Below are 22,585 nucleotides of genomic sequence, written 5' to 3'. Positions count from 1 at the left end.
ATGTCGGGCAGCAACCTGCTCTACTGATGGGAGAGTTGTCCGAAGATGCCGAACACCCCCGAAGACACCGAGGCCACACCGATCGACATCGACCTGGTCTCGGCGGTCCAGGCGCTGCGCACCCAGATCACCGAGGCGGCCAGGACGGCTCCCGGCTCCGACATCCGGTTCCAGGTCGGTCCGATCGAGCTGGAGTTCACCGTGGCGCTCACCCGCGACAAGACCGTCAAGGGCGGCGTGAAGGCGTGGGTGGTCACGGCGGACGCCGAGGGCAAGTGGTCGACGGCGACCACACACCGGGTGAAGCTGAACCTCACCCCGGTCTCGGCGTCGACGGGTGAGAGTCCCGAGATCAACACCGTCGACCCGAGCCACCGCATCGTCCCATGAGCCCGCTGCGTCATCCCGGCCGCGCCCACCTCGTGGCCGTGATCACCAAGGACGGCGCGGTACGGGGCAGCGGCTATCTCCTCGCCCCGGACGTCGTCCTCACCGCGGGTCATGTCGTCGCGTCCGTGCCGCCGGGCGAGCTGCAGGTCTGTCGGCTGACCGGTCTGCGCTACGCACCGGCCGAGGTGGTGTGGACCGGGCACGACGTCGCCCTCCTCACCACGGGAAAGCTGGCGGAGGAGGGCGAGCTGACACCCGTCGTCCTCAGCGAGTTGGCGGCAGACGCGGAGTTCGACGACTGTGCCGCCCTCGGCCTGCCCACCGTGATGACCCGCCCCACAGCCGGTGTGACCCCACTGGAGGCCCGGTTCCGCGTGGCGTCGAACAGCGCCGACACCCACGGCTACCTCTCCCTGGAGTTGCAGGGCCATCCGCCCACTGGCGACCACCCCTGGGGCGGCATGTCGGGTACACCGGTCTTCCACGCGGGTCGCTGGCTGGTGGGGGTGATCGTGCGCGACTCGGCGGGCTGGGGCCACTCCCGGCTGGAGGCCGTGCCGGTCAGCGCCTTCCGCGACGCATCGCCCCTGCTGAGCGCCGTATGCCGGACCGGGCCTCCGCTCACCGCGCGGGACGCACGGGACAGCGCGTTCCTCGACACCTACCGCCAGGAGGTGATCCGGCGCTTCGGCCACATCCAGCTGTTCGGGCTGGGGCAGCGCGGGCTGGAGGACGACATGCAGATCGAGCACGCATACGTCAGCCTCCACGCCGGACTGCCCCCGACCAGGCTGACCCAGGACGACCAGGCACGGCCCGTGGAGCAGCTGCTGCCGAAGAACCCCCGTCTGCTGCTGCGGGGCGACCCGGGCGCGGGCAAGTCCACCCTGCTCGAATGGGTGGCGGTGTCGATGGCCCGCCGCTCCTGCAAGGGGCCCCTGGAGCCCTTCAACGACCAGGTGCCCTTCCTGATCCGGCTCCGCGACATGTACGCACCCCGCTGGAAGCAGGCCGAGGGATCGGACGGGGTGCTCCCGCAGCCCGAGCAGTTCCTGCGCTTCAGCCGCATGGGCACCGGCGCCGCGCCGCCGGACGGCTGGATCCACCGGATGCTCGACGGCGGCCGGGCGCTGCTGCTGGTGGACGGCCTCGACGAGGTGCTGGAGATCCACCGCGACGGCGTGCTCCGCTGGATCGGCGCGCTGCTGCGCGACTTCCGCTCGCTGCACGTCATCGTCACCGGCAGGCCCGAGGCGATCGAGCACTGGCAGCCGCCGAGGAAGCTCGGATTCGCCGAACTCCGGCTCCGCGAACTCAACAAGGATCAGCGCTCGGAGCTCATCCGCAAGTGGCACCGGGCGGCCGTCCTCGGAGTGCGATCGGCACGGTATGGCGAAGAAGAGAGCGAGCGCCGGATCGCGCGGCTGACCTCGCTGGAGACCAGCCTGATCGAGCGGGTCGACGCGTCCGACGACCTGGCCGCGCTCGCCGCGAGCCCGCTGCTCTGCGCCGTGCTGTGCAAGCTCCACGAAGTGCACGCGACCCGGCTGCCGCGGTTCCGGCACGAGCTGTACAAGAAGACGATCGACATGATGCTCGGCCTGCGCGACGAGGACCGGGAGGTCCCCGATCCACTCCCCCACCTGGACGTGGACCAGCGTCGCGCGATCCTGTCGTGGGTGGCCGGATACCTCACCACCGAGGGCGAACGGGAGATCACCCCTGAGCGCTTCGACCAGAAGGTCGACGAGCGGCTGCTCAGCCTCGGGCGTGAGGCGGGCGCCCGCACGGCCGGGGAGATCCGCAAGGCACTCCAGGAACGCAGCGGACTGCTCGTCGCCCTCAGCGAGGACACCCTGCGCTTCAGCCACCGCACCTTCCAGGACTATCTTGCGGCGACGGACATGGTGGCCCGGCGTGCCTTCGGCCAGCTGGCCGGCCGCGCGGGCGACGAGACCTGGAACGACGTCCTGCACTTCGCGATGAGCCAGTGCACGGTCGCGGACACCGGCGAGTTCGTCACCCAGTTCCGCCGCAAGGTACGTCTGGAGACGAACCGCCGCCGACGGGAGCGGATGCGGTTGGCGGCGGCCTCCTGTATCCCCTACGCGGTGCAGATGTCCGAGGCGGACCGGGAAGTGCTGGTCACGGGGGTGGCGCGGTCGTTCCTGACGCTACCGGAAACCGCTGGGCTCCTCTTCCGCTCCTTGGAGGAGTACGTGGCTGTGGGGCCCGACCTGCTCACCGCGATCGAGCGGAAGATCGACTGGAAGATCCAGGCCTCCAGAGGCAATACGCTCGCCCTGGCCAAGAGGATCAGAGGTCCCGAGGCCTTGCGCCTTCTGAGGCAGATCCCAGCGGAGGTACGCCGCTCAGAGGCCAGGGAACTCGTCGGGTTCTGGAACCTCTTCCCCGGACCGGAGTACGCCGCCGACATCCTCGCCGGTCTGGACCTGCCCTTTCTGCAGATCCAGTCGCCCGACGAATTGAGCCATGCGGCTGTTGTGGGCGAGGTCAGAAGTCTCCTGGTCTCTCAAGACGGTTTCCTCGCTGAAGTGGCCGACTTCGCTGCCGAGCACAACGTCCAATTCCTGCACCTGGAAGGTTCTCTCATTGAGAATCGCTCCCTCGCCCCGTTGGCCAAAGCACCTGGTCTGGTCGAACTCTCCATAGGCACCCCGTGGTCTAACCTCTCCTCACTTTTCCCCAAGCAGAAGAGCTCGATTTTCAGCAGTTTCCATTGGTATGCACACCGCGGCAATGCCAGCTTCCAACTGCCGCCGCTTCCGGGCCTGGAGCACCTGTCCTTCAACGCGATGCCCTCTGACTGGCCGGAGCAGCAGGCTGGTTGGACCAGGCTGACGCACCTGGGCGTCCTCGGCCCTGTCGCAGAGGCGCTGGAACAGCTCACGCGCTTGCCCGAGTTGACGCACCTTGTTCTGTTCTCTCGGTACGGATACGAGTTGCCGTCTGCCGTCGTTCAACCGCGGACAACACATCTGGCGCTCGCCGTCGGAGACAACACGGTCACAGGCCTCGACCGTCTCCGGACCACGTTCCCTTCCCTGGCCGAGTTGTACCTCCACTCATCCTCGGACAAGGCCGTCGTTGATCTGACCGAGCTCGAGAACCTGCGAGGTCTACGCATTCACCTCGTCGGCTTCTCCCGCGACCAGGTCCACGCGTCGGCAGCGCTCAAGAGCGAAGCAATGTGGCACAGACAGATGTGAACGCGTATCCCGCGCACCTCACGGCGCCTCCACCTCCACCACCACCGCCGACCCCATACCGCCGCCCGCGCACATGGATGCGACGCCCACTCCCCCTCCCCTGCGGCGCAGTTCGTGGATGAGGGTGACGAGCATGCGGGCGCCGGAGGCGGCGACGGGGTGGCCGAGGGAGCAGCCGCTGCCGCTGACGTTGACCGTGTCGGCGTCGAGGCCGAGGCGGTGGACGGCGGCGACCGGGACGGAGGCGAACGCCTCGTTGATCTCGAAGAGGTCGACGTCGCCGACCGTCATCCCGGCCCGGCCGAGGGCCTTGGGGATGGCCTGGACGGGGGTCAGGCCGGTCTCCGCCGGGTCCGCGGCGACCGAGGCCCAGGCCCGGACCGTGGCGAGGGCGGGCAGCCCCGAGCGTTCGTCGGCCACCGCGAGCAGCGCCGCCGCGTCGTTCGCCCCGGAGGCGTTGCCTGCCGTGATCGAGAACCCGTCGATCTCCGGGTGGAGCGGCTTCAGCGCGGCCAGTCTCGCGGCGCTGGTGTCGCGGCGCGGGTGCTCGTCGGCCTCGAAGGCGCCGTGCGGGGTGTCGACGGGGACTGTCTCCGTCTTGAAGCGGCCCTCGTCCAGGGCGCGGACGGCGTTGCGGTGGGAGCGCAGCGCCCAGTCGTCCATCTCGGTGCGGCTGATCCCGGCGCGGACGGCGGTGTTCCAGCCGACGGTGACCGACATGTCGAGGTTGGGCGCGTCGGGCCGGTCGGGGTGGGAGGGCGGCACCCAGCGTTCCGCGTCCCCGTACGACAGCCGGGGCGCGGTGGACAGGGACTGGACCCCGCCCGCGAGGACGAGCCGGTCCATGCCGGCCCGCACGGACGCGGCGGCGGCCTGTACGGCCGAGAGTCCGCCCGCGCAGTGCCGGTTGAGGGCGAGGCCCGGTACGTGCGGCAGTCCGGCGGTGAGCGCGGCGTGCCGGGCGACGACTCCGCCGCCGTGGTGCGACTCGGCGAGGACGACGTCGTCCACGAGGGCGGGGTCGAGGCCCTCCGCCACCGCGCTGATCACCCGCTCGGCGAGTTCGTAGGCGGTCGTGTCGCGCAGGGTTCCCTTGAACGCGGTGCCGATCGGGGTGCGCAGCGCGGCGACGATCACGGCTTCAGGCATCGGCGGCCTCTTCCTCCAACTCGGCGACGAGGGTGCGGCGCAGGAGCTTTCCGGTGGCGGTGCGGGGCAGTTCGGGGCGGAAGACGACCGTGTCCGGGGTCCTGGACGAGCGCAGACGCGTCCTGGCGAAGGCCCTGATCTCCTCGGGATCGCCCGCTCCGACGAGGACCGCGACCAGCCGCTGCCCCCACTCCGCGTCGGGCACCCCGAGGACGGCTGCCTCCCGCACACCGGGATGTTCCAGGAGTACGTCCTCGATCTCGGCCGGCGCGATGTTCTCGCCGCCCCTGATGATGGTGTCGTCGGCGCGGCCCTCGATGTAGAGGTAGCCGTCGGCGTCCAGCCGCCCCCGGTCCCGGGTGGCGAACCAGCCGTCCTCGCCGCCTCCCTCGGCACCCGCGTACTCGCCGGAGATCTGCTCCCCGCGCACGAGGACCAGCCCGATGGCGCCCGCCTCCAGGGCCTTGCCGTCCTCGTCGCGGATCTCCACCTCGATGCCGGGCAGCGGGCGGCCGACGGAGCCGAGCCGTTCGCGTACGGCGGGGTCGTCGGAGACGATGGCCCGCCAGTGGTCGTCGGGGCCCAGGACGCAGATGGAGGACGCGGTCTCGGTGAGGCCGTAGGCGTTGACGAAGCCGGTGTGCGGGAACTGGCGCAGGGCCCGTTCGACCACCGGGCGGGGGGCGCGGGCGCCGCCGTAGGCGAGGCTGCGCAGGCTCGGCGCGTCGGCCGTGGCCGCGCCGAGCTCGGCGGTGATGCGGGCGAGCATGGTCGGCACGAGCATGGCGTGCGTGACGCCCTCGCGGCGTACGGTCGCCAGCCAGTCGGCCGGTTCGAAGGAGGACTGGTAGACGATGCGGCGGCCCGTGTAGAGGTTGGTGAGCAGGTTCATCAGGCCGGCCACGTGGTACGGCGGCAGGGCCACGAGGGTCGCGTCGTCCGGGTCCGCGGAGCCGAAGTCCTGGGTGTTGAAGACGTAGGCGAGCAGATGGCGGTGGCGCAGCAGGGCCGCCTTGGGGGCGGCGGTGGTGCCGCTGGTGTAGAGGGTGACGGCGGTGGCGTCCCGGTCGTCGGGGGCGGACGCCGACTCCGGTTCCCCGGGCGGGTCGAGGAGCGCGTCGAGGTCGTCGGGGCGCAGCACCTCGGCGCCCGGGTGACGGTCGATCAGTTCGCTCGACTGCTCCTGTGACAGGCGGTAGTTGAGGGGGACGAAGGGGACCCCGGCCAGGGCCGCGCCGAAGAGGGCGACCGGGTAGGCGAGATGGTTCGCCCCCAGGTACAGGACCGCCGGGCGGTCACGGAAGCGGTCGGCCGCGTGGCGCGCGAGGCGCTGGAGTCCGGCGGCGGAGAGCGAGCGGCCGCCCTCGGTGACGGCCGACCGGTCTCCCGCGGAGGCGGCCATTTCCAGGATCACGGCTATGTTCATGAGAACGTCATTCTCATACAGTAAGAGGCCCACTTGCAAGAGCGGGTGCGGGAGAGGGGAGTTGTCGTGCGGATCGAAGGTTCCTCGGCCCTGGTGGTCGGCGGCGCGGGCGGTCTCGGCGAGGCGACGGTACGGCGGCTGCACGCGGCCGGGGCCCGGGTCGTGGTGGCCGACCTCGCCGACGACAAGGGCAAGGCGCTGGAGGCGGAACTGGGGGTGCGGTACGTGCGCACCGACGCCACCGACGAGGGCTCGGTGACGGCCGCGGTCGAGGAGGCCGAGGGGGCGGGCACGTTCCGGATCGCGGTGGACTGCCACGGCGGCCCGGCGAGCGGCGGCCGGCTGGTCGGCAAGGACGGCTCACCGCTGCCCCTGGACGGGTTCCGTACGACGGTCGACGTGTACCTCACCGGTGTGTTCAACGTCCTGCGGCTGGCCGCGGCGGCCCTCGCCCGCACGGCGCCCTTCGGCGAGGACGGCGGGCGCGGGGTCGTCGTCATGACGTCGTCCATCGCGGCCTACGAGGGTCAGATCGGCCAACTCCCCTACGCCGCGGCGAAAGGAGGCGTGTCCGCGATGACACTGGTCGCCGCCCGCGATCTGTCACCGCTCGGCATCCGCGTCGTCTCGGTGGCCCCGGGCACGGTCCTCACCCCCGCCTACGGCAAGGCCGCCGACCAACTGGAGGCCTACTGGGGACCGCAGGTGCCCCACCCACGGCGGATGGGGCACCCCGAGGAGTACGCGGCCCTGGTCCAGCACCTGTGCGAGAACGACTACCTCAACGGCGAAGTGATCCGCCTGGACGGCGCGTTGAGGTTCCCGCCGAAGTAACCGGGTTTCAGTCCCGGTCCATCTCCTGGCGGGCCTTGGCCCACAGCCAGCCCGCGTAGGTGTGCAGGCCCTCGCCGAGCTTGCGGTTCATCCTGCCCGCGAGGGCGCGGGCGTAGCTGCCCTCCAGGAGGGCGGCGAGGCGGAAGCAGGCCAGGACCTGGTACCAGCGGAAGCCGGAGACGTCCCGGCCGGTCGACTCGCCGTAGTGCGCGACGAGTTCGGCGCGGCCGGGGATGCCGTCCCAGGGCTGGAACTGGGGGTCGCTGCCGGGTGGGTCGCCGGGCTCGCGCCAGGCGGTGAGGATCCAGGCGAGGTCGAGGAGCGGGTCGCCCAGGGAGGCCATCTCCCAGTCGACGATCGCGGCGAGGCGCGGGGCGTCGTACGCGAACATGACGTTGGCGAACTGCAGGTCGCCGTGGACGATGCCGGTCGCGCCGTCCTTCGGGGTGTGCGCGGTGAGCCAGTCGGCGACCCGGTCGACCTCGGGGGACTCGCCCTCCCGGTAGGCGGGGTCGTCGCGGTAACCGTGCAGCATTTTCAGGTACTTGGGTGTCTGGCGGGCCAACCAGCCCTCGGGGCGGCCCAGATCGGCCAGGCCGTGGCGGGCGGGGTCGACGGCGGCGAGCTTCGCGGCGCCGTCGACGAGGGCGAGGGCGAGGGTGCGGCGCCAGTGCGGGTCCTCGGCGTACCGGCCCGGCAGCCTGCCGCGCGGTGCGAAGCCCTCGATCTTCTCCAGGACGGAGAAGGGCCCGCCGAGCACGTCCTCGTCGAGGACGCTCGCCCGCAGGCGCGGGTGCGGTACGTCGGTGTCTGCGAGGGCGGCCAGGACGCGGCTCTCGCGGCGGAAGGCGTCCGAGGCGCCGGAGCGCAGATGGCGGCCGGGGCGGCGCAGGACGAGTTCGGTGCCGTCGGCGCGGCGCAGGGTGAAAAGCAGGTTCTGGGCACCGCCGGTGAGGGGTTCGAGGGCGGCCACGGGGCCCTCGCCGGGGAGGCCGGCGAGGCCGGGCCACTCGTTGAGCCGGTCAAGGTCGGCCTTCAGGTCGTCGTCGCTCACCAGGCCACCGCCGTCTCGGGAAGGCGGTCGGCGTACTGGGCGCGGGCGGCGGCCAGCCGGGTGGGAAGGTGGGCGGAGCCGAAGAGCGGGTCGTCGGCCGGGGTGGCGTCCTTCAGCAACAGGCGGGCCACGACGTCCTGGTGGGCCTCGGTGGGGCCGTCGGCGACGCCCAGGGTGGGGCCGGAGTGCCACATCTTGGTCAGCGGCAGTTCGTTGGAGACGCCGAGGGCGCCGTGCAGGTGCAGGGCGCGGTAGGCGACGTCGACCAGGACCTTCGGGGTGGCGACCTTCACGCCGGAGACATGGAGGCGGGCGCGGCGGCTGTCGGCGCGGTCGCCGGTGCGGTTGGCCTTGTCCATGTGCCAGGCGGCGTGCAGCACCTGGAGGCGGAACTGCTCGATCTGGATCCAGGTGTCCGCGAGTTGGTGGCGGACCGCCTGCTGGTCGGCGAGGGCGCCGCCACGGGTACGGCGGGTGGCGACGCGCTCGGTCATCATCTCCAGCGCCTTCCCGCACTGGCCGACGGAGCGCATCGCGTGGTGGAGCCGGCCACCGCCGAGACGGGTCTGGGCGATGAGGAAGCCCGAGCCCGGTTCGCCGAGGAGGTTCTCGGCGGGGACCCGGCAGTCGGTGAAGCGGAGGTAGGCGTGCACACCCTCACCGAGCGGCTCGCCGCCCATGCCGGTGCCGCGCACCATCTCCATGCCGGGGGTGCCGGCCGGGATCAGGATCATGGAGGCGCCCTGGTGGACGGGGACGTCCGGGTCGGTGATCACCATGGCGATGACGAAGGCGGCCAGCGGGTAGTTGGAGGCGAACCACTTCTCGCCGTTGATCACCCACTCTCCCCCGCTCTCGCGGACGGCCGTGCAGGTGAAACCGCCGGGGTCCGCGCCGCCCGTCGGCTCGGTCATCGCGAACGTCGAGACGATCCGGCCGTCGAGGAGCGGTTCCAGATACTCCTTGCGCTGTTCCTCGGTGGCGTAGTGGGCGAGGATCTCCGCGTTGCCGGAGTCCGGGGCCTGGGTGCCGAACGCCATCGGCGCCCAACTCGACCTGCCCAGGATCTCGTTGAGCAGACCGAGGTTCACCTGGCCCATGCCCATCCCGCCGAGCGAGGGCGGCAGATGGGCAGCCCACAGCCCCTGCTCACGCACCCGCCGCTGGAGCGGCCGTACGACCTCCCGGAAGACCTCGCTCTGCCGGTCGTAAGGGTCGGCGTTGCCCGGAAACAGCACGTCCAGCGGCTCTATCTCCTCGCGGACGAGTGTCGCGGCCCAGTCGAGCTTCTCCTGGAACGCGTCGTCGGTACTGAAGTCCCACATGACGCATCCTCCCTCACATCAGAATGCTATTCTGCACATTCGAGAACCTTACTCTCACTCAGGAGAATGCTCCAGGAGGCGGGATGGGATACGCGGACGAGTTGTTCGACCTCACCGGCCGGGTCGTGGTCGTCACCGGCGGCAGCCGGGGGCTGGGGCGGGCGATGGCGTTCGGCGCCGCCCGCTGCGGCGCGGACGTGGTGGTGGCCAGCCGGAAGTACGAGGCCTGTGTCGCCGTGAGCGAGGAGATCGAGAGGGAGACCGGCCGCGCGGCCCTCCCCCACGCCGTCCACGTGGGCCGCTGGGACGAGCTGCCGGGCCTGGTGGACGCGGTGTACGACCGCTTCGGCCGGCTCGACGCGCTGGTCAACAACGCCGGGATGTCCCCGGTCTACGACGACCTGACCACCGTGACGGAGCGGATGTTCGACGCCGTCCTGGACCTCAACCTCAAGGGCCCCTTCCGGCTGTCCGTCCTCGCGGGCGCCCGGATGGCGGCGGCCGGCGGCGGCACGATCGTCAACGTCAGCTCCACCGGCTCGCTCCGCCCGCGCCCGGCGATCGTGCCGTACGCGGCGGCGAAGGCCGGGCTCAACGCCGTCACGGTCGGCCTCGCCCACGCCCTCGGCCCGAGCGTCCGCGTCAACACCCTGATGTGCGGCCCCTTCGCGACCTGGGCGACCCGGGGCTGGCAGGAGGACCCCGAGGCGCTGGCCGAAGGGGTCCGCCCGCACGCGCTGCAACGCATCGGGGCCCCGGAGGAGGTGGTGGGCGCCGCCCTCTACCTGGTGTCGGACGCGTCGTCGTACACGAGCGGGGCGACGCTGCGGGTGGACGGCGGGATGCCGTAGCCGCCAGGTCAGGTCAGGTCGCCGTGCTCGCCCAGGCGCGGGGGCGGGCCGTACGACGGCTCGTACCCCGTGACCCGGAACGGGCTCGCCACCAGGCGGGTACCGCCCGCCTCCACCACGGCCTCGGGGGCCGCCGCCAGGGCCTCCGGGAGGGTGCGGACAGCGGCCGCCGGCACCCGCAGGGGACGTAGCCGGGCCTCCCAGCCCGCCGCCGTGTCCGCCGCCAGGGCCTTGGTCACGGCGGCGACGACCTCCTCGCGGTGGGCCGCGCGCTCGGCCATCGTGTCGTGGCCCTCGATGCCGGCCTCGGCGGCGAAGGCGCGCCAGAAGGCGTCGTGGGTGACGAAGAGGGCGAGATGGCCCTCGGCGGTGGGGAAGAGCTGCGCGGGGACGTAGTAGGCATGGGCGCCGCCGAGGCGGCGGGGGGCCGTGCCGTCGTTCAGCCAGGCGGCGGCGTGGTAGTTGAGCTGGGAGAGCATGACGTCCCGCAGGGAGACCTCGATCTGACCGCCGCGCCCGGAGACGACCTGGGCGAGCAGCCCCAACGCGGCGGCGAGACCTGCCGAGTTGTCGGCGGAGGAGTAGCCGGGCAGGAGGGGCGGGCCGTCCGGGGCGCCGGTCAGGGCCGCGACGCCGGTGGCCGCCTGGACGACGTAGTCGAAGGCCGGTTCGTCGCCCGCGGCCATGCCCCAGCCGGTCAGGGACACACAGACCAGCCGCTCGTTGACGGGGCGCAGGGCTTCGTAGGTGAGGCCGAAGCGGTGGACGGCGGAGGGCTTGAGGTTGACGAGGAGGGCGTCCGTGTCGCGGACCAGCCGATGCAGGTGCTCCTGGCCCTTCGCCGTCGCCAGATCGACGCGGACCGAGCGCTTGCCCCGGTTGAGGCTCGCGAAGTAGGCGTCGGAGACCTGGCGGGAGAGGTCCCCGCCCGGCGGCTCGACCTTGGTGACCTCGGCACCGAGATCGGCGAGCAGCATCGTGGCGTACGGACCGGCCAGGATGTGGCCGACCTCCAGAATCCGCAGGCCGGCCAGGGGACCGCCGGTCAACGGAACGCCGCCGCGATCGCCGCCACCGCGTCCCGGGTGCGCAGCTTGGACGCGACCAGCTCGTCGCGGCCGTTGCCGATCGGCAGCAGCCGCACCGACAGGTCCGTCACGCCCGCGTCCGCGAACCGCCGGAAGCGGGCCTCGATGGCCGCCTCGTCGCCCGCCGCGCACAGGTCGCCGACATCGCGGGCGTCGCCGTGGTCCAGCAGGCGCCGGTAGTTGGGCGAGATGTCCGCCTCGCCGAGGATCCGGTTGGCGCGTTCGCGGGCCGCGTCGACCTCGTGCGGCGCGCACAGACACACCGGGATGCCGGCGACGACGCGGGGCGCCGGACGCCCCGCCGACTCCGCGGCCTTGGTGAGGGTCGGGACGACGTGCTCGCCGACGGCCCGTTCGTCCGCCATCCACAGGATCGTGCCGCCGGTGTGCTCGCCCGCGATCCTCAGCATCACCGGGCCCAAGGCCGCGATCAGGACGGGGAGTTCGGTGACCGGGGCGATGGTGAGCGGGTTGTGGACCCGGAAGTGCTCGTTCTCCACGTCCACCGAACTCACCCCGCTCACCGCCTCGTTGAGCACCTCCAGGTAAGCGCGGGTGTACGCGGCGGGCTTCTCGTAGGGGACGCCGAGCATGTCGCGGACGATCCAGTGGTGGGAGGCGCCGACGCCGAGGGCGAGCCGGCCGTCCGCCGCCGCGTGGGCCGACAGGGCCTGGCGGGCGAGGGCGACGGGGTGCTGGGCGTGGACCGGGACGACCGCCGTGCCGAGCTCGATGCGTGAAGTGGCCTGGCCCATCAGGGAGACGGCGGTCAGCGCGTCGAAGTCGGTGGGCACCTGCGGCACCCACACGGTGTCGAAGCCGGCCTCCTCCGCCCAGCGCGCGTCGTCGACCATCCGGGCCGCCTTGTACGCGGCGTCGCCCCGCTCGGGGCCGCTCATCACTCCGACGCGCATGTCAGTCCTCTTCGGGTTCTGAAGCAGTGAGGGCGCGGATGTCCGCGACGATGACGTCCAGGGGGGTGCCCGTCGGGTAGACGGCGGCGGCTCCGGCCTCCCTCAGCCGGGGCACGTCCCCCGCCGGGATGGTGCCGCCCACCACGACCGGGATGTCGTCCCCGCCGGCCGCGCGCAGGGCCTCTACCGTGCGCCGGGTCAGGGCCAGGTGCGCCCCCGAGAGGATCGACAGGCCGACCAGTGCCACGTCCTCCTGTACGGCGGTCGTGGCGATGTCGTCCACGCGGCGCCGGATGCCGGTGAAGACGACCTCGAAACCGGCGTCGCGCAGACCACGGGCCACCAGCTTGGCTCCACGGTCGTGCCCGTCGAGGCCGGGCTTGGCGACGAGCACCCGGACCGGCGCCTGTGCTTGACGGTGCATCAGAACACCACCGGCTGCCGGAACTCGCCCCACACCTCGCGCAGGGCGTCCGCCATCTCGCCCACCGTGCAGTAGGCGTTGGCGCAGTCGATCAGGGGGCCCATGAGGTTGGTGTCTCCTTCGGCGGCGCGGCGGAGGTCGGTCAGCCGGGCGCGTACGTCCGCGGCGACCCGCTCCGCCTTCACCCGCGCCAGGCGCTTGAGCTGGCGCTCACGGCCGTCGGCGTCCAGTTCGTAGGTGGCGAGGTCGGGCGGGGGCTCGTCGACCGTGAAGCGGTTGACGCCGACGACCGGCCGCTCGCCCGAGTCGACGGCCTGGTGCGCCCGCCATGCCTCGTCGGCGATCAGGCCCTGCAGATAGCCGTCCTCGATACAGCGGACCATGCCGCCGTGCGCCTCCAGGTCGGCCATGATCCGCTCGACACGCTCCTCGGTGGCGTCGGTGAGGGCCTCGACGAAGTAGGAGCCGCCGAGCGGGTCGGCGACCTTCGTGACGCCCGTCTCGTGGGCGAGGATCTGCTGGGTGCGCAGGGCGAGGGTCGCGGACTCCTCGCTGGGCAGCGCGAACGGCTCGTCCCAGGCCGCGGTGAACATCGACTGCACCCCGCCGAGCACGGAGGCGAGCGCCTCGTAGGCGACCCGGACGGTGTTGTTGCGGGCCTGGGGCGCGTACAGCGAGGCCCCGCCCGCCACGCATCCGAAGCGGAACATGCACGCCTTGTCGGTCTTCGCACCGAAGCGCTCCCGCACGAGCGTCGCCCAACGCCGCCGCCCGGCACGGTACTTGGCGACCTCCTCGAAGAAGTCGCCGTGGGTGTAGAAGAAGAAGGAGATCTGCGGGGCGAACTCGTCGACGGTCATGCGGCCGCGGGCGAGCACGGTCTCGACGTATGTCACCCCGTCGGCGAGCGTGAACGCCATCTCCTGCACGGCGCTCGCGCCCGCGTCGCGGAAGTGCGCTCCGGCGACGGAGATCGCGTTGAAACGGGGCACCTGTCCGGCGCAGAACTCGATGGTGTCCGCGATGAGCCGCAGCGAGGGCTCGGGCGGCCAGATCCAGGTGCCCCGGGAGGCGTACTCCTTGAGGATGTCGTTCTGGATGGTGCCGGTGAGCTTGGCGCGGGGGATGCCGCGTTTCTCGGCTGCCGCCACATACAGCGCCAGCAGGATCGCCGCCGTGCCGTTGATGGTGAAGCTGGTGCTGATGCGGTCCAGGGGGATGGTGTCGAAGAGGATCTCGGCGTCGGCGAGGGTGTCCAGGGCGACACCGACCCGGCCGACCTCGTCGCCGTACTCGGGGTCGTCGGAGTCGTAGCCGCACTGGGTGGGCAGGTCGAGGGCGACGGACAGGCCGGTGCCGCCCTGGTCGAGGAGGTAGCGGTAGCGGCGGTTGGACTCCTCGGCGGTGCCGAAGCCGGAGTACTGCCGCAGGGTCCAGGTGCGGCCCCGGTAGCCGGTGGGGTAATTGCCGCGTGTGAAGGGGAAGTTGCCCGGGTCGGGCGGTTCGGCTCGGAGGTCGGCGGGGCCGTAGACCGGCCGGAGCGGGATACCGGAGGGTGTGGCTTCGTCGGTCATGACAGCCGGTCCTTGAGCACCTTGCCGGTGGCGCCCAGCGGGAGTTCGGTGCGGAACTCGATATGGCGGGGCACCTTGAAGCCGGCCATCCGCTCCCTCGCCCACGCGATCAGGTCGGCCTCGCTCACCTCGCCGCGCGGGACGACGAACGCCTTGCCGACCTGGCCCATGCGCTCGTCGGGCACGCCGATGACGGCGGCCTGGGCGACCGCCGGGTGGCGGAGCAGGAAGCCCTCGATCTCGGCCGGGTAGGCGTTGAAGCCGCCGACGACGAACATGTCCTTCTTGCGGCCGACGATCTTCAGGCGGCCGTCGTCGTCCAGTTCGCCCAGGTCGCCGGTGTGCAGCCAGCCCTCGGGGTCGACGGCCTCGGCGGTGGCGGCGGGGTCGTCGAGGTAGCCGCGCATCACGCCGTAGCCCCGGACGAGGACCTCGCCGTCGTCGGCGACACGGATCTCGAAGCCCTCGCAGGGGCGGCCGACGGTGGTGGCGACGGCCTCGTAGGGGTCGCCGGGACGGGAGGCGGTGACGGTGCCGGCCTCGGTCAGGCCGTAGCCGGTCATCAGATGGCGGAACGGCAGTTCGGTGGTGATGCGGCGGACCAGTGCGACGGGGATGTCGGCCGAGCCGGTCACCGCGACCCGTAGCGAGGACAGGTCGCGGCCGGCGTCCGCCGCCAGCAGGGAGTGGTAGAGGGTCGGCGGCCCCGGCAAAACCGTCACGCGCTCCTTCTCCACCAGTTCCAGGACCCGTTCGACGTCGAACACGGCCAGCGGCAGGATGGTCGCGCCCCGGATCATCGAGGCGACCAGGCCGGCCTTGTAGCCGAAGATGTGGAAGAACGGGTTGACGATCAAGTAGCGGTCTCCGGTGCGCAGTTGGGCGAGGTCGCACCATTCCGCGTACAGCCGGAGGGTCTGGCCGTGGGTCGTCATCACGCCCTTGGGGCGACCGGTCGTACCGGAGGTGAAGATGATGTCGGCCAGGTCGTCCGCGCCGACCGTCCGTTCCAGGGGTTCGCCCGAGCCGAGGAACCCGTCGGACGTGAGGTCGACGACGGGGACGCCGGGCGGGCCGGTGAACTCCCGGTCCAGGAAGCCGTTCTGGACGAGCAGCAGCTTCGCGCCGCTTCGTACGACGATGTCGTGGGCCTCCTCGTCGCGGAACCGGGTGTTGACCGGGACGAGGACGCCGCCGGCGGTGAGCAGGCCGAAGGCGGCGACGATCCACTCGGCCGAGTTGGGCGCCCACAGCGCGACCCGGTCGCCGGGTCCGACGCCCGCCGAGGCGAACGCCCCTGCGGTGCGGCGGACCTGCTCGGCCAGCTCGGCGAACGTGAGGCGGGTGTCGCCGTCGACGACGGCCTCGGCGTCGCCGAAGCGCTCACCGGCGTCGCGCACCAGCTCGGGAATGCTGTGCCAGCGCACGGTCGTGGTCATCCGTCGATCAGTCGGGCCAGGTTGCCGCCCATGACCTTCGCCCTGTCCTCCTCGGTGAGCTTCACCAGGTGGTCGACGTAGGTGACGGGGTCGGCGAGGCCCTCCGGGTGGGGGTAGTCGGAGCCGAACAGGACGCGTTCGATGCCGATGAGGTCACCCAGGGCGGCCATGTCCTCCTCCCAGAACGGGCTGATGTGGATGTTCCGTCGGAAGACCTGGACCGGGTCCTCCTGGAACTCGTGCGGCATCTTCTTGTGCACGTCGGCCAGCCGGCCGAGCACGGGCTCCACCCAGGAGGCGCCGTTCTCGATGACGGCGACCTTCAGCTCGGGGAAGCGGGAGAGCGCGCCGTGGCAGATCAGCGAGGACACCGCGTCCTCGATCGGCCGCCACTCGTTGACCTGCCGGAACGCGTTGGGCCTGAAGGGCAGGAACTCCCGCTTGTTGCCCTCCCAGTCGCCTGCGTAGTTCGCGTAGCCGCTGTCGGAGGAGTGGAAGGCGACCAGGACGCCGGTCTCCACCACCCGCTTCCAGAACGGGTCGAACTCGGGCAGCGCGAAGGAGCGGGTGCCGCCGAAGCCGGGGACGGGGGCCGGGCGGATCAGGATCGCGCGGGCGCCGCGCTCCACGACCCAGTTCAGCTCGTCGATCGCCTTCTCCACGATCGGCAGCGTGATGACGGGGACGGTGAAGATACGGCCCTTGTAGGCGAAGCCCCAGGTGTCGTGCAGCCACTGGTTGAGGGCGTGGATGACCGCGTGGATCAGCTCCGGGTCGTCCTTCATCCGCTCCTCGATGAGGCTCGCGAGGGTCGGGAACATCAGGCTGCGCTCGATGCCCAGTTCGTCCATGAGTTCCAGACGCGGGGCCGGCTCGCGGAAGGCGGGGACGGAGCGCATCGGCTCGCCGAAGATCTCCCGGCGGGTCTTGCCGGTCGGGTTGCCGACCTTGAAGTACTCCTCCATGGCGCCGGGGCGGGCGACCACGTCGAAGGTGGGGTTCGGGATGTACTCGCTGATCTGCCCGCGGATCGCGATCTTCGTGCGGCCACGGACGTTCACGTACTCGATCGCCCCGTCGTACTGCTGGGGGAGGTACCGGGTGAGCGCTTCCTGGGTCTCGTAGAGGTGGTTGTCCGCGTCGAACAGCGGATACGCGACGTCACGAGAGGGCATGGGAGATCCTCCTTCACCGATCGCGAGAATCGTATTCTCAGTTGTCGACAGTGGCAATGCCGTCGCGGAGTGCGAACTTCTTGACCTTGCCGCTCGGAGTGCGCGGGAATTCGTCGACCATGTGCACCTCCTCGGGCCACTTCTGGCGGGCCAGGCCCGCCTGTTCGAAGTGCTGCCGCAGTTCGGGCAGGCCCGGCGGCGACCAGCCGGGCAGCATCCGCAGGACGGCCGCGGCCCGCTCCCCGAGCCGCGGGTCCGGCGCTGCGACGACGGCGGCCTCCGCCACCCCGGGCAGCCCCAGGAGGACCTCCTCGACCTCCAGTGCGCTGATGTTCTCGCCGCCCCGGATGATGACGTCCGCCTTGCGGTCGGTGATCGACAGCCAACCTCCCCCACCGTCGAGGACGCCGATGTCTCCGGTGCGGTACCAGCCGTCCGCGTCGAAGGCGGCGGCGGTGAGGGCGGGGTCGGTGTAGCCGAGGCAGAGGTCGGGACCCCGGGTGAGGATCTCCCCATCGTCGGCGAGCCTCAACTCCACGCCGGGGAGCGGGAGTCCGTCGGTGTGCAGGCGTTTGGCGGCCGGGCCGTCGTACGGTGTGCAGGTCACCGAGGGGTGCTCGGTGGAGCCGTACGCCCTGAACACCCGGATGCCCAGGGCCTCCAGACGGGTCGTCACGGCGGAGGCGACCGAGGCGCCGCCGAGGCCGGCGTAGCGCAGATGGGCGATGTGCTCGGGTGTGCAGTCGGGATGGTCGAGCAGGCTCGTCATGTAGTACGTCGCACCGCCGCCGACGGTCAGCCCCTCGCCCCTCATGAGCGTGAGCGCCTGCGCCGGGTTCCAGGTGTCGCCGAGGTTGACCGGTGAGGCGTCCAGGACGGGGATGAGGAAGGCGTTGACCATGCCGATGAAGTGGCCGACCGGGGCGACCGTGAACTGACGGCCCCGGTCGGGCGGGTAGCTCGCGGCGAGCTGGCGGGTCTCGTAGCCGAGGGTGCGATGGCTGTGGATCACGCCCTTGGGGTCGCGGGTGGTGCCGGAGGTGAAGGCGATCAGGGCGGGGGCGTCCGGGTCGACGGAAAGGGTGCCGGGCAGCGGATCGTCGTCGAGCAGGTCGTCGAAGTCGCGGCCGACCACGCCCACCACCGGCACGGACGCGCACAGCTCGGGGCGGAAGGCCAGGCGTCCGAAGCGTTCGGCGGCGAAGAAGGCCTTGGGGCGGGTGGCCTCGACGATGTAGCCGACCTCCTTCGGGCCGTAGAAGTGGACGACGGGAACCACGACCGCGCCGAGGAGGGCCGAGGCCCAGAACACGGCCGCCGCCTCCATCCAGTTGGGCAGCTGCATCACCACGACGTCGCCGGGGCCGACCCCGCGCGCCCGCAGTCCGCGGGCGAGACGTCTGGCCACCCGCTCGACCTGCGCGAACGTGCCCGACCAGGGCCGCACCTCGGAGTGCACGCGGAACTCGGTGTCGCCCGCGGCGGCGAGTCCGGCACACAACAGATCGCCGAGCGTCTCGTTCGTCCACCAGCCTTCGGCCTCATAGCGCTTGGCCAGCTCGGGCGGGATCGGCCGCAGCGCGCCGGCAGGAAACGTCGCCATGGTAGAAGACCTCTCCTCAGTGTAAGAGAATTGCACTCTCGCACAGCGAGAAGGTAAGTTCCATACATGGCACGTGACCACGGCTTCCATCCGGTGCGGATCACCCGGATCGTCGACGAGACGCCGGATGTGCGCACGTTCGTCCTCGATGCCGCCTTCCCCTACCGGGCCGGGCAGTTCATGACGTTCAAGGTGCGCGGGACGCTGCGCAGTTACTCGATGTCGAGCTCACCGGACGCGGACGGCGAGCTGTGCGTGACCGTCAAACGGGTGCCTGGCGGGCTGGTGTCCGGCTGGATGCACGACGAACTGCGGCCGGGGGACGTACTGGAGGCCACCGTGCCGAACGGGTCCTTCTGCCTGCGCACCGACGGTACGGACACGGCCGCCCGGCCGCTCGTCGCCTTCGCCGGGGGCAGCGGGATCACGCCCGTGTTCTCCCTGGTCAAGAGCGCGCTCGCGACGACCGGGCGGCCGGTGCGGCTGCTGTCCGCCCACCGGAGCGCGCCGGACGCGATCTTCCGCGCGGAGCTGGACGCACTCGCCGGCCGCCATCCCGGCCGGCTGACCCTGCGTCACCATCTCGACGACCGCGACGGCCTGGTCACGACCGCACAGGTCCGCGAACTGGCGGACGGCTCCGCGGACTTCTACCTCTGCGGACCGGAGCCCTTCATGGCGCTGGTCGAGCGGGCGCTGTCCGCGCACGGGGTCGGCGAGGAGCGGATCTTCGTCGAGCGGTTCACCCCGGTGAACGGCATGGCGCCCGGCGCCCCGGGGCCGGTCAGCGGTGGCACGGTCACCGTCGTGCTACGAGGTCGGAGCCGCTGCGTGCCGCAACGCTCCGGGGAGACCCTGCTGCAGAGCGCCCGCCGGGCCGGCTTCACGCCGCCGTTCTCCTGCGAGTCCGGGGACTGCGCCACCTGCATGGCCAGGCTCACCGTGGGGGAAGCAAAGATGCGGGTGAACAACGCCCTCGACGCCGACGAAGTCGCCGAGGGGTACGTGCTCACCTGCCAGGCCGAGCCGACAGCGCCGGACGTGACGGTGGAGTACGAGGACTGACATGGTGGAACTGGAGCTGGAGGACGGGCTGGCCGTCGTCACGATCGACCGGCCGCACGCCCGTAACGCCGTCGACCTGGCGACCATGGCCGAGCTGGAGAAGGCCCTGGACGCAGCCGAGGGCGCCCTGGCGCTCGCGGTGACCGGCGCCGGCGAGAAGGCGTTCGTGTCCGGCGGGGACCTCAAGGAGCTGGCGCGGCTGCGCTCCGAGCCGGAGGCGGTGGAGATGGCGCTGCGGATGCGCGCGGTGTGCGACCGTATCGCCGCCTTCCCCGGCCCGGTCGTCGCCGCGCTCAACGGGCACGCGTTCGGCGGCGGTGCGGAGGTGGCGGTCGCCGCCGACATCCGGATCGCCGCCGAGGACGTCCGGATCGGCTTCAACCAGTCCCGGCTGGCGATCGTGCCGGCCTGGGGCGGGGCCGAGCGGCTGGCCCGGCTGGTGGGCCCGGGCCGGGCCCTGCTGCTGGCCGGCACCGGCCGGGCGCTGGACGCGGCCGAGGCGGAGCGGCTCGGCCTGGTCGACGCCGTCCTGCCGCGCGCCGGGTTCGCCGACGCCTGGCGGGAACTGGCGCGCTCTCTGGCGACCGCGCAGGCCCGTGAGATCAAGAACCTGACCACCCGCACAAGGACGCCGGAGGAGGCCGCCGCGGCCTTCGCCCGGCTGTGGGTGGCCGACGAGCACTGGGAAGCGGCCGAGAGGGTGATGTCCCGTGGCAAGTGAAGTCCGCGTCGAGGAAGGTCCGTTCGGGCCGGAGGTCCGTCCGCGGGGAGCCGTCGAGCAGACCGTCCTCTATCTGCACGGGGACCCGCGGCTCGTGGGCACCCCGCAGGACGCCCTGCCCACCGCCCGCGAACTGGCGCGCGCCACCGGCTACGCCGTGCTCTGCGCGCGCTACCGGCCCCGGTTCCCGCAGTCCCTGGAGGACGTGTACGCGGCCTGGGAGCACTGCCGGTCCGGGGGCGGCGCGGTCGCGGTGGCCGGCAAGCGGCTGGGCGGGGCGCTGGCCGCCGGGCTGCTGGTGCGACTGCGCGACGAGGGCGCGGCGCCGCCCAGTTGCGCGGTGCTGACCTCACCGCTGCTGGACTTCACGCTGGACGCGCCGAGCCTGCTGCTCAACGCCGCCGCCGACCGCACGGTGGACGCGGATTCGCTTCCGGTGCGGGCGGCGGCGTACACGGGTGCCACCCCGCGTACCACTCCCCTGCTCAGTCCGCTGCACGGCAATCTGCACGGGCTGCCCCCGGTGCAGCTGCACGCGGCCGGCACGGAGGTCCTGCTGGACGACTCCCTGGCGTTCGCGACCCGCGCGGCGCACTCCGGGGTGGCGGTGGACCTGCGGATCTACGAGGACGCGTCGGCGCTGGGGATGCGGCATGTGGGGGCGATGGCGGAGTTCCTGCGCATGTGGTGCCCCAGCGGGCTGGTGTCGCAGACGGGGATCAGGTGACGCCCAGAAGAAGATCCGCCGCCCGCCACGCGAGTGCCGTCACCGGCCCGTTGAGGTTCCCCGACACCATCACCGGCAGTACGGACGCGTCGACGACCCGCAGGTTGTCGACGCCCCGCACCCGCAGCCGGGCGTCGGTGACGTCCTCCGGGGCGGAGCCCATCGCGCAGGTGCCGATCGCGTGGAAGCCGCAGTAGCCGCCGTCGAGCGAGGCCCTGACGATCTCCTCGTCGGACTCGACGCCCGGTCCCGGAAACGTCTCCCGCCGGATCCGCGAGGCGATCGGATCGACGGCGAAGAACTCCCGCAGCCGCCGGAACAGGGCCACCGCCGTCTCCCGGTCGTGGGCGGAGCGCCAGTACCCGGGGTCGATGTCGAGGCCGCCGTCGGGGTCGGCCGAGGTGATCGCCAGTGACCCCTCCGAGGTGGGCCGCAGCACCATCGCGCACGCGGAGACCCCGGGCTCCCGCTCCACGGCCGCGGGTTTGCCGGGCGCGAGCGCGGCGAGGGACCAGGGGGCGAGCAGGACTTCGGCGTCCGGGCGGTCCAGCTCGGGCCGGGTCTTCAGGAAGCCGACCACGTCGTACGCGGGACGGGCCAGCGGGCCGCGCCGGGTGAGGAGATAGCCGGCGCCGGTGACGGCCTGGGCGACCGGACCGGCGAGCCGGCGGTTGGCTCCGAGCGGAGCGTTCAGCCGGAACCGCAGGGCCAGACACCGGTGTTCGCGCAGCCGGGCGCCGACGTACGGCCGGTCGAGGCGGACGTCGACTCCGGCGGCGGCGAGCACCTCGGCGGGGCCGATGCCCGACAGCTGGAGCAGCTTGGGCGTGCCGAGGCTGCCGAGGCTGAGGACGACCTCACGGCGTACCCGTACGTCCTCCTCGTGCCCTTCGGCGGTGCGCACCCGTACGCCGGCCGCCTTGTCCCCGTCGAACAGGACGCGCAGGGCGGTCGTGCCGTGGGTGACGGTCAGGTTGGGGCGGGAGCGGGCCGGACGCAGGAAGGCGCGGGCGGCGCTGAAGCGCTGTCCGGCCTTGATGGTGGCCATGGTGTAGCCGATGCGCTCGCCGTCGTCCTCGTTCACGTCGGGGACGGCCCGCAGCCCGAACTCGGCTCCGGTGGCGAGGAGTTCGTCGCAGAGCGGGTCGGGGTCGCGGACCCCGGACACATGCAGCGGGCCGCCCGTGCCCCGGGTGGCGGTGGCGCCGAGCGCGTTGTCCTCGACGGCGCGGAAGACGGGCAGCAGGTCGTCCCAGCCCCAGCCGGGGTTGCCCAGCCGCTCCAGGCCGTCCCAGTCGGCCCGGCTCCCCCGGTTGTAGACCATGCCGTTGACGGCACTGGAGCCGCCCAGCACCTTGCCGCGCACCCAGACCTCCGGGTTGCCGCCCTCCCGGAGCGGGCGGGTGCGGTAGTGCCAGGAGAAGTGGGGGTCGCCGAAGAGCTTTCCGACGCCCTTGGGGATCCTCAGGTAGGGGTGCCGGCCGGTGCCGCCCGCCTCGACGAGCAGCACCCGCACCCCGGGGTCGCGCGAGAGCCGGTCGGCGAGGACACAGCCCGCGGATCCGGCGCCGACGACGACGTAGTCGTACATCGTTC

Annotated in this window: 19 protein-coding genes; 7 read left to right on the top strand and 12 right to left on the bottom strand. The window is 72.0% G+C overall.

Going from position 1 to position 22,585, the window contains the following annotated elements:
• Window positions 1-45 precede the first annotated feature (45 nt).
• Window positions 46-390 carry a trypco2 family protein gene (locus tag ACFPIH_RS29065; RefSeq protein WP_381178407.1) on the top strand — a complete coding sequence of 115 codons (345 nt, stop codon included), beginning with the start codon at window positions 46-48 and terminating at the stop codon, window positions 388-390.
• Window positions 387-3,620, top strand: coding sequence for an NACHT domain-containing protein (locus ACFPIH_RS29060; protein ID WP_381178404.1), 3,234 nt, complete (start codon window positions 387-389; stop codon window positions 3,618-3,620). Before ACFPIH_RS29065 ends, ACFPIH_RS29060 begins: the two co-directional genes overlap by 4 nt.
• Before the next feature lie 18 nt (window positions 3,621-3,638).
• Here the strand turns inward: ACFPIH_RS29060 and ACFPIH_RS29055 are convergent, their stop codons facing one another.
• Complete coding sequence (locus ACFPIH_RS29055; protein ID WP_381178401.1) at window positions 3,639-4,769, bottom strand: thiolase family protein; 1,131 nt, start codon at window positions 4,767-4,769, stop codon at window positions 3,639-3,641.
• Window positions 4,762-6,195 carry a class I adenylate-forming enzyme family protein gene (locus ACFPIH_RS29050; protein ID WP_381178398.1) on the bottom strand — a complete coding sequence of 478 codons (1,434 nt, stop codon included), beginning with the start codon at window positions 6,193-6,195 and terminating at the stop codon, window positions 4,762-4,764. The genes ACFPIH_RS29055 and ACFPIH_RS29050 overlap by 8 nt, the downstream gene beginning before the upstream one ends.
• 66 nt (window positions 6,196-6,261) lie before the next feature.
• Between ACFPIH_RS29050 and ACFPIH_RS29045 the strand changes: the two genes are divergently transcribed.
• Complete coding sequence (locus ACFPIH_RS29045; RefSeq protein WP_381178395.1) at window positions 6,262-7,029, top strand: SDR family oxidoreductase; 768 nt, start codon at window positions 6,262-6,264, stop codon at window positions 7,027-7,029.
• A gap of 7 nt (window positions 7,030-7,036) precedes the next feature.
• On the opposite strand, the gene ACFPIH_RS29040 is transcribed toward ACFPIH_RS29045, so the two are convergent.
• Both ACFPIH_RS29040 and ACFPIH_RS29035 read right to left on the bottom strand, forming a co-directional pair.
• Entirely contained in the window at window positions 7,037-8,083 is a 1,047-nt protein-coding gene (locus ACFPIH_RS29040) for a phosphotransferase family protein (RefSeq protein WP_381178393.1), read from the bottom strand.
• Window positions 8,080-9,408, bottom strand: coding sequence for an acyl-CoA dehydrogenase family protein (locus ACFPIH_RS29035; protein WP_381178390.1), 1,329 nt, complete (start codon window positions 9,406-9,408; stop codon window positions 8,080-8,082). The genes ACFPIH_RS29040 and ACFPIH_RS29035 overlap by 4 nt, the downstream gene beginning before the upstream one ends.
• 83 nt (window positions 9,409-9,491) lie before the next feature.
• Here ACFPIH_RS29035 and ACFPIH_RS29030 point away from each other — a divergent pair, with 83 nt between their 5' ends.
• Window positions 9,492-10,259 carry an SDR family NAD(P)-dependent oxidoreductase gene (locus ACFPIH_RS29030; RefSeq protein ID WP_381178388.1) on the top strand — a complete coding sequence of 256 codons (768 nt, stop codon included), beginning with the start codon at window positions 9,492-9,494 and terminating at the stop codon, window positions 10,257-10,259.
• A gap of 8 nt (window positions 10,260-10,267) precedes the next feature.
• On the opposite strand, the gene ACFPIH_RS29025 is transcribed toward ACFPIH_RS29030, so the two are convergent.
• The 7 genes from ACFPIH_RS29025 to ACFPIH_RS28995 are packed head-to-tail and all read right to left on the bottom strand — an operon-like array spanning window position 10,268 to window position 18,476.
• Window positions 10,268-11,308 (bottom strand): CaiB/BaiF CoA transferase family protein, encoded by a 1,041-nt coding sequence (locus tag ACFPIH_RS29025; protein WP_381178385.1) that lies wholly within the window; start codon window positions 11,306-11,308, stop codon window positions 10,268-10,270.
• Window positions 11,305-12,261 (bottom strand): TIGR03564 family F420-dependent LLM class oxidoreductase, encoded by a 957-nt coding sequence (locus tag ACFPIH_RS29020; protein WP_381178382.1) that lies wholly within the window; start codon window positions 12,259-12,261, stop codon window positions 11,305-11,307. The genes ACFPIH_RS29025 and ACFPIH_RS29020 overlap by 4 nt, the downstream gene beginning before the upstream one ends.
• 1 nt (window position 12,262) lies before the next feature.
• On the bottom strand, window positions 12,263-12,685 hold the full coding sequence (locus ACFPIH_RS29015) for a cobalamin B12-binding domain-containing protein (RefSeq protein WP_381178379.1): 423 nt from the start codon (window positions 12,683-12,685) through the stop codon (window positions 12,263-12,265).
• Window positions 12,685-14,259 carry a methylmalonyl-CoA mutase family protein gene (locus tag ACFPIH_RS29010; RefSeq protein ID WP_381178377.1) on the bottom strand — a complete coding sequence of 525 codons (1,575 nt, stop codon included), beginning with the start codon at window positions 14,257-14,259 and terminating at the stop codon, window positions 12,685-12,687. Before ACFPIH_RS29010 ends, ACFPIH_RS29015 begins: the two co-directional genes overlap by 1 nt.
• Complete coding sequence (locus ACFPIH_RS29005) at window positions 14,256-15,698, bottom strand: FadD3 family acyl-CoA ligase (protein ID WP_381178375.1); 1,443 nt, start codon at window positions 15,696-15,698, stop codon at window positions 14,256-14,258. Before ACFPIH_RS29005 ends, ACFPIH_RS29010 begins: the two co-directional genes overlap by 4 nt.
• Complete coding sequence (locus ACFPIH_RS29000) at window positions 15,695-16,873, bottom strand: amidohydrolase family protein (RefSeq protein WP_381178372.1); 1,179 nt, start codon at window positions 16,871-16,873, stop codon at window positions 15,695-15,697. The genes ACFPIH_RS29005 and ACFPIH_RS29000 overlap by 4 nt, the downstream gene beginning before the upstream one ends.
• 37 nt (window positions 16,874-16,910) lie before the next feature.
• Window positions 16,911-18,476, bottom strand: coding sequence for an AMP-binding protein (locus ACFPIH_RS28995; RefSeq protein WP_381178369.1), 1,566 nt, complete (start codon window positions 18,474-18,476; stop codon window positions 16,911-16,913).
• Between the two features lie 66 nt (window positions 18,477-18,542).
• Here ACFPIH_RS28995 and ACFPIH_RS28990 point away from each other — a divergent pair, with 66 nt between their 5' ends.
• The 3 genes from ACFPIH_RS28990 to ACFPIH_RS28980 are packed head-to-tail and all read left to right on the top strand — an operon-like array spanning window position 18,543 to window position 20,989.
• On the top strand, window positions 18,543-19,541 hold the full coding sequence (locus ACFPIH_RS28990) for a 2Fe-2S iron-sulfur cluster-binding protein (RefSeq protein WP_381178366.1): 999 nt from the start codon (window positions 18,543-18,545) through the stop codon (window positions 19,539-19,541).
• 1 nt (window position 19,542) lies between these two features.
• A complete protein-coding gene (locus ACFPIH_RS28985; RefSeq protein WP_381178363.1) occupies window positions 19,543-20,262 on the top strand; it encodes an enoyl-CoA hydratase/isomerase family protein in 720 nt (239 codons plus the stop codon).
• On the top strand, window positions 20,252-20,989 hold the full coding sequence (locus ACFPIH_RS28980) for an alpha/beta hydrolase fold domain-containing protein (RefSeq protein ID WP_381178360.1): 738 nt from the start codon (window positions 20,252-20,254) through the stop codon (window positions 20,987-20,989). The genes ACFPIH_RS28985 and ACFPIH_RS28980 overlap by 11 nt, the downstream gene beginning before the upstream one ends.
• Here the strand turns inward: ACFPIH_RS28980 and ACFPIH_RS28975 are convergent.
• The gene (locus ACFPIH_RS28975; protein WP_381178357.1) at window positions 20,982-22,580 is read right to left on the bottom strand and encodes a GMC family oxidoreductase; all 1,599 of its coding nucleotides are present in this window, start codon (window positions 22,578-22,580) and stop codon (window positions 20,982-20,984) included. The two genes, ACFPIH_RS28980 and ACFPIH_RS28975, sit on opposite strands and share 8 nt — an antisense overlap.
• Window positions 22,581-22,585: the final 5 nt, after the last annotated feature.

Source organism: Streptomyces vulcanius (genome assembly GCF_042653945.1).
GTDB lineage: Bacteria > Actinomycetota > Actinomycetes > Streptomycetales > Streptomycetaceae > Streptomyces > Streptomyces mangrovi.
Note: the sequence above shows the minus strand (reverse complement) of the source record. Positions and strands in the feature narration are given on the sequence as shown.

Coding starts and splice junctions, on each gene's coding strand:
- ACFPIH_RS29035 (WP_381178390.1), bottom strand. CDS start 9,408: ATGTGGGACTTCAGTACCGACGACGCGTTCCAGGAGAAGCTCGACTGG.
- ACFPIH_RS29055 (WP_381178401.1), bottom strand. CDS start 4,769: ATGCCTGAAGCCGTGATCGTCGCCGCGCTGCGCACCCCGATCGGCACC.
- ACFPIH_RS28975 (WP_381178357.1), bottom strand. CDS start 22,580: ATGTACGACTACGTCGTCGTCGGCGCCGGATCCGCGGGCTGTGTCCTC.
- ACFPIH_RS29060 (WP_381178404.1), top strand. CDS start 387: ATGAGCCCGCTGCGTCATCCCGGCCGCGCCCACCTCGTGGCCGTGATC.
- ACFPIH_RS29010 (WP_381178377.1), bottom strand. CDS start 14,259: ATGACCGACGAAGCCACACCCTCCGGTATCCCGCTCCGGCCGGTCTAC.
- ACFPIH_RS29050 (WP_381178398.1), bottom strand. CDS start 6,195: ATGAACATAGCCGTGATCCTGGAAATGGCCGCCTCCGCGGGAGACCGG.
- ACFPIH_RS29015 (WP_381178379.1), bottom strand. CDS start 12,685: ATGCACCGTCAAGCACAGGCGCCGGTCCGGGTGCTCGTCGCCAAGCCC.
- ACFPIH_RS29000 (WP_381178372.1), bottom strand. CDS start 16,873: ATGCCCTCTCGTGACGTCGCGTATCCGCTGTTCGACGCGGACAACCAC.
- ACFPIH_RS29065 (WP_381178407.1), top strand. CDS start 46: ATGCCGAACACCCCCGAAGACACCGAGGCCACACCGATCGACATCGAC.
- ACFPIH_RS28985 (WP_381178363.1), top strand. CDS start 19,543: ATGGTGGAACTGGAGCTGGAGGACGGGCTGGCCGTCGTCACGATCGAC.
- ACFPIH_RS28995 (WP_381178369.1), bottom strand. CDS start 18,476: ATGGCGACGTTTCCTGCCGGCGCGCTGCGGCCGATCCCGCCCGAGCTG.
- ACFPIH_RS29005 (WP_381178375.1), bottom strand. CDS start 15,698: ATGACCACGACCGTGCGCTGGCACAGCATTCCCGAGCTGGTGCGCGAC.
- ACFPIH_RS29030 (WP_381178388.1), top strand. CDS start 9,492: ATGGGATACGCGGACGAGTTGTTCGACCTCACCGGCCGGGTCGTGGTC.
- ACFPIH_RS28990 (WP_381178366.1), top strand. CDS start 18,543: ATGGCACGTGACCACGGCTTCCATCCGGTGCGGATCACCCGGATCGTC.
- ACFPIH_RS29020 (WP_381178382.1), bottom strand. CDS start 12,261: ATGCGCGTCGGAGTGATGAGCGGCCCCGAGCGGGGCGACGCCGCGTAC.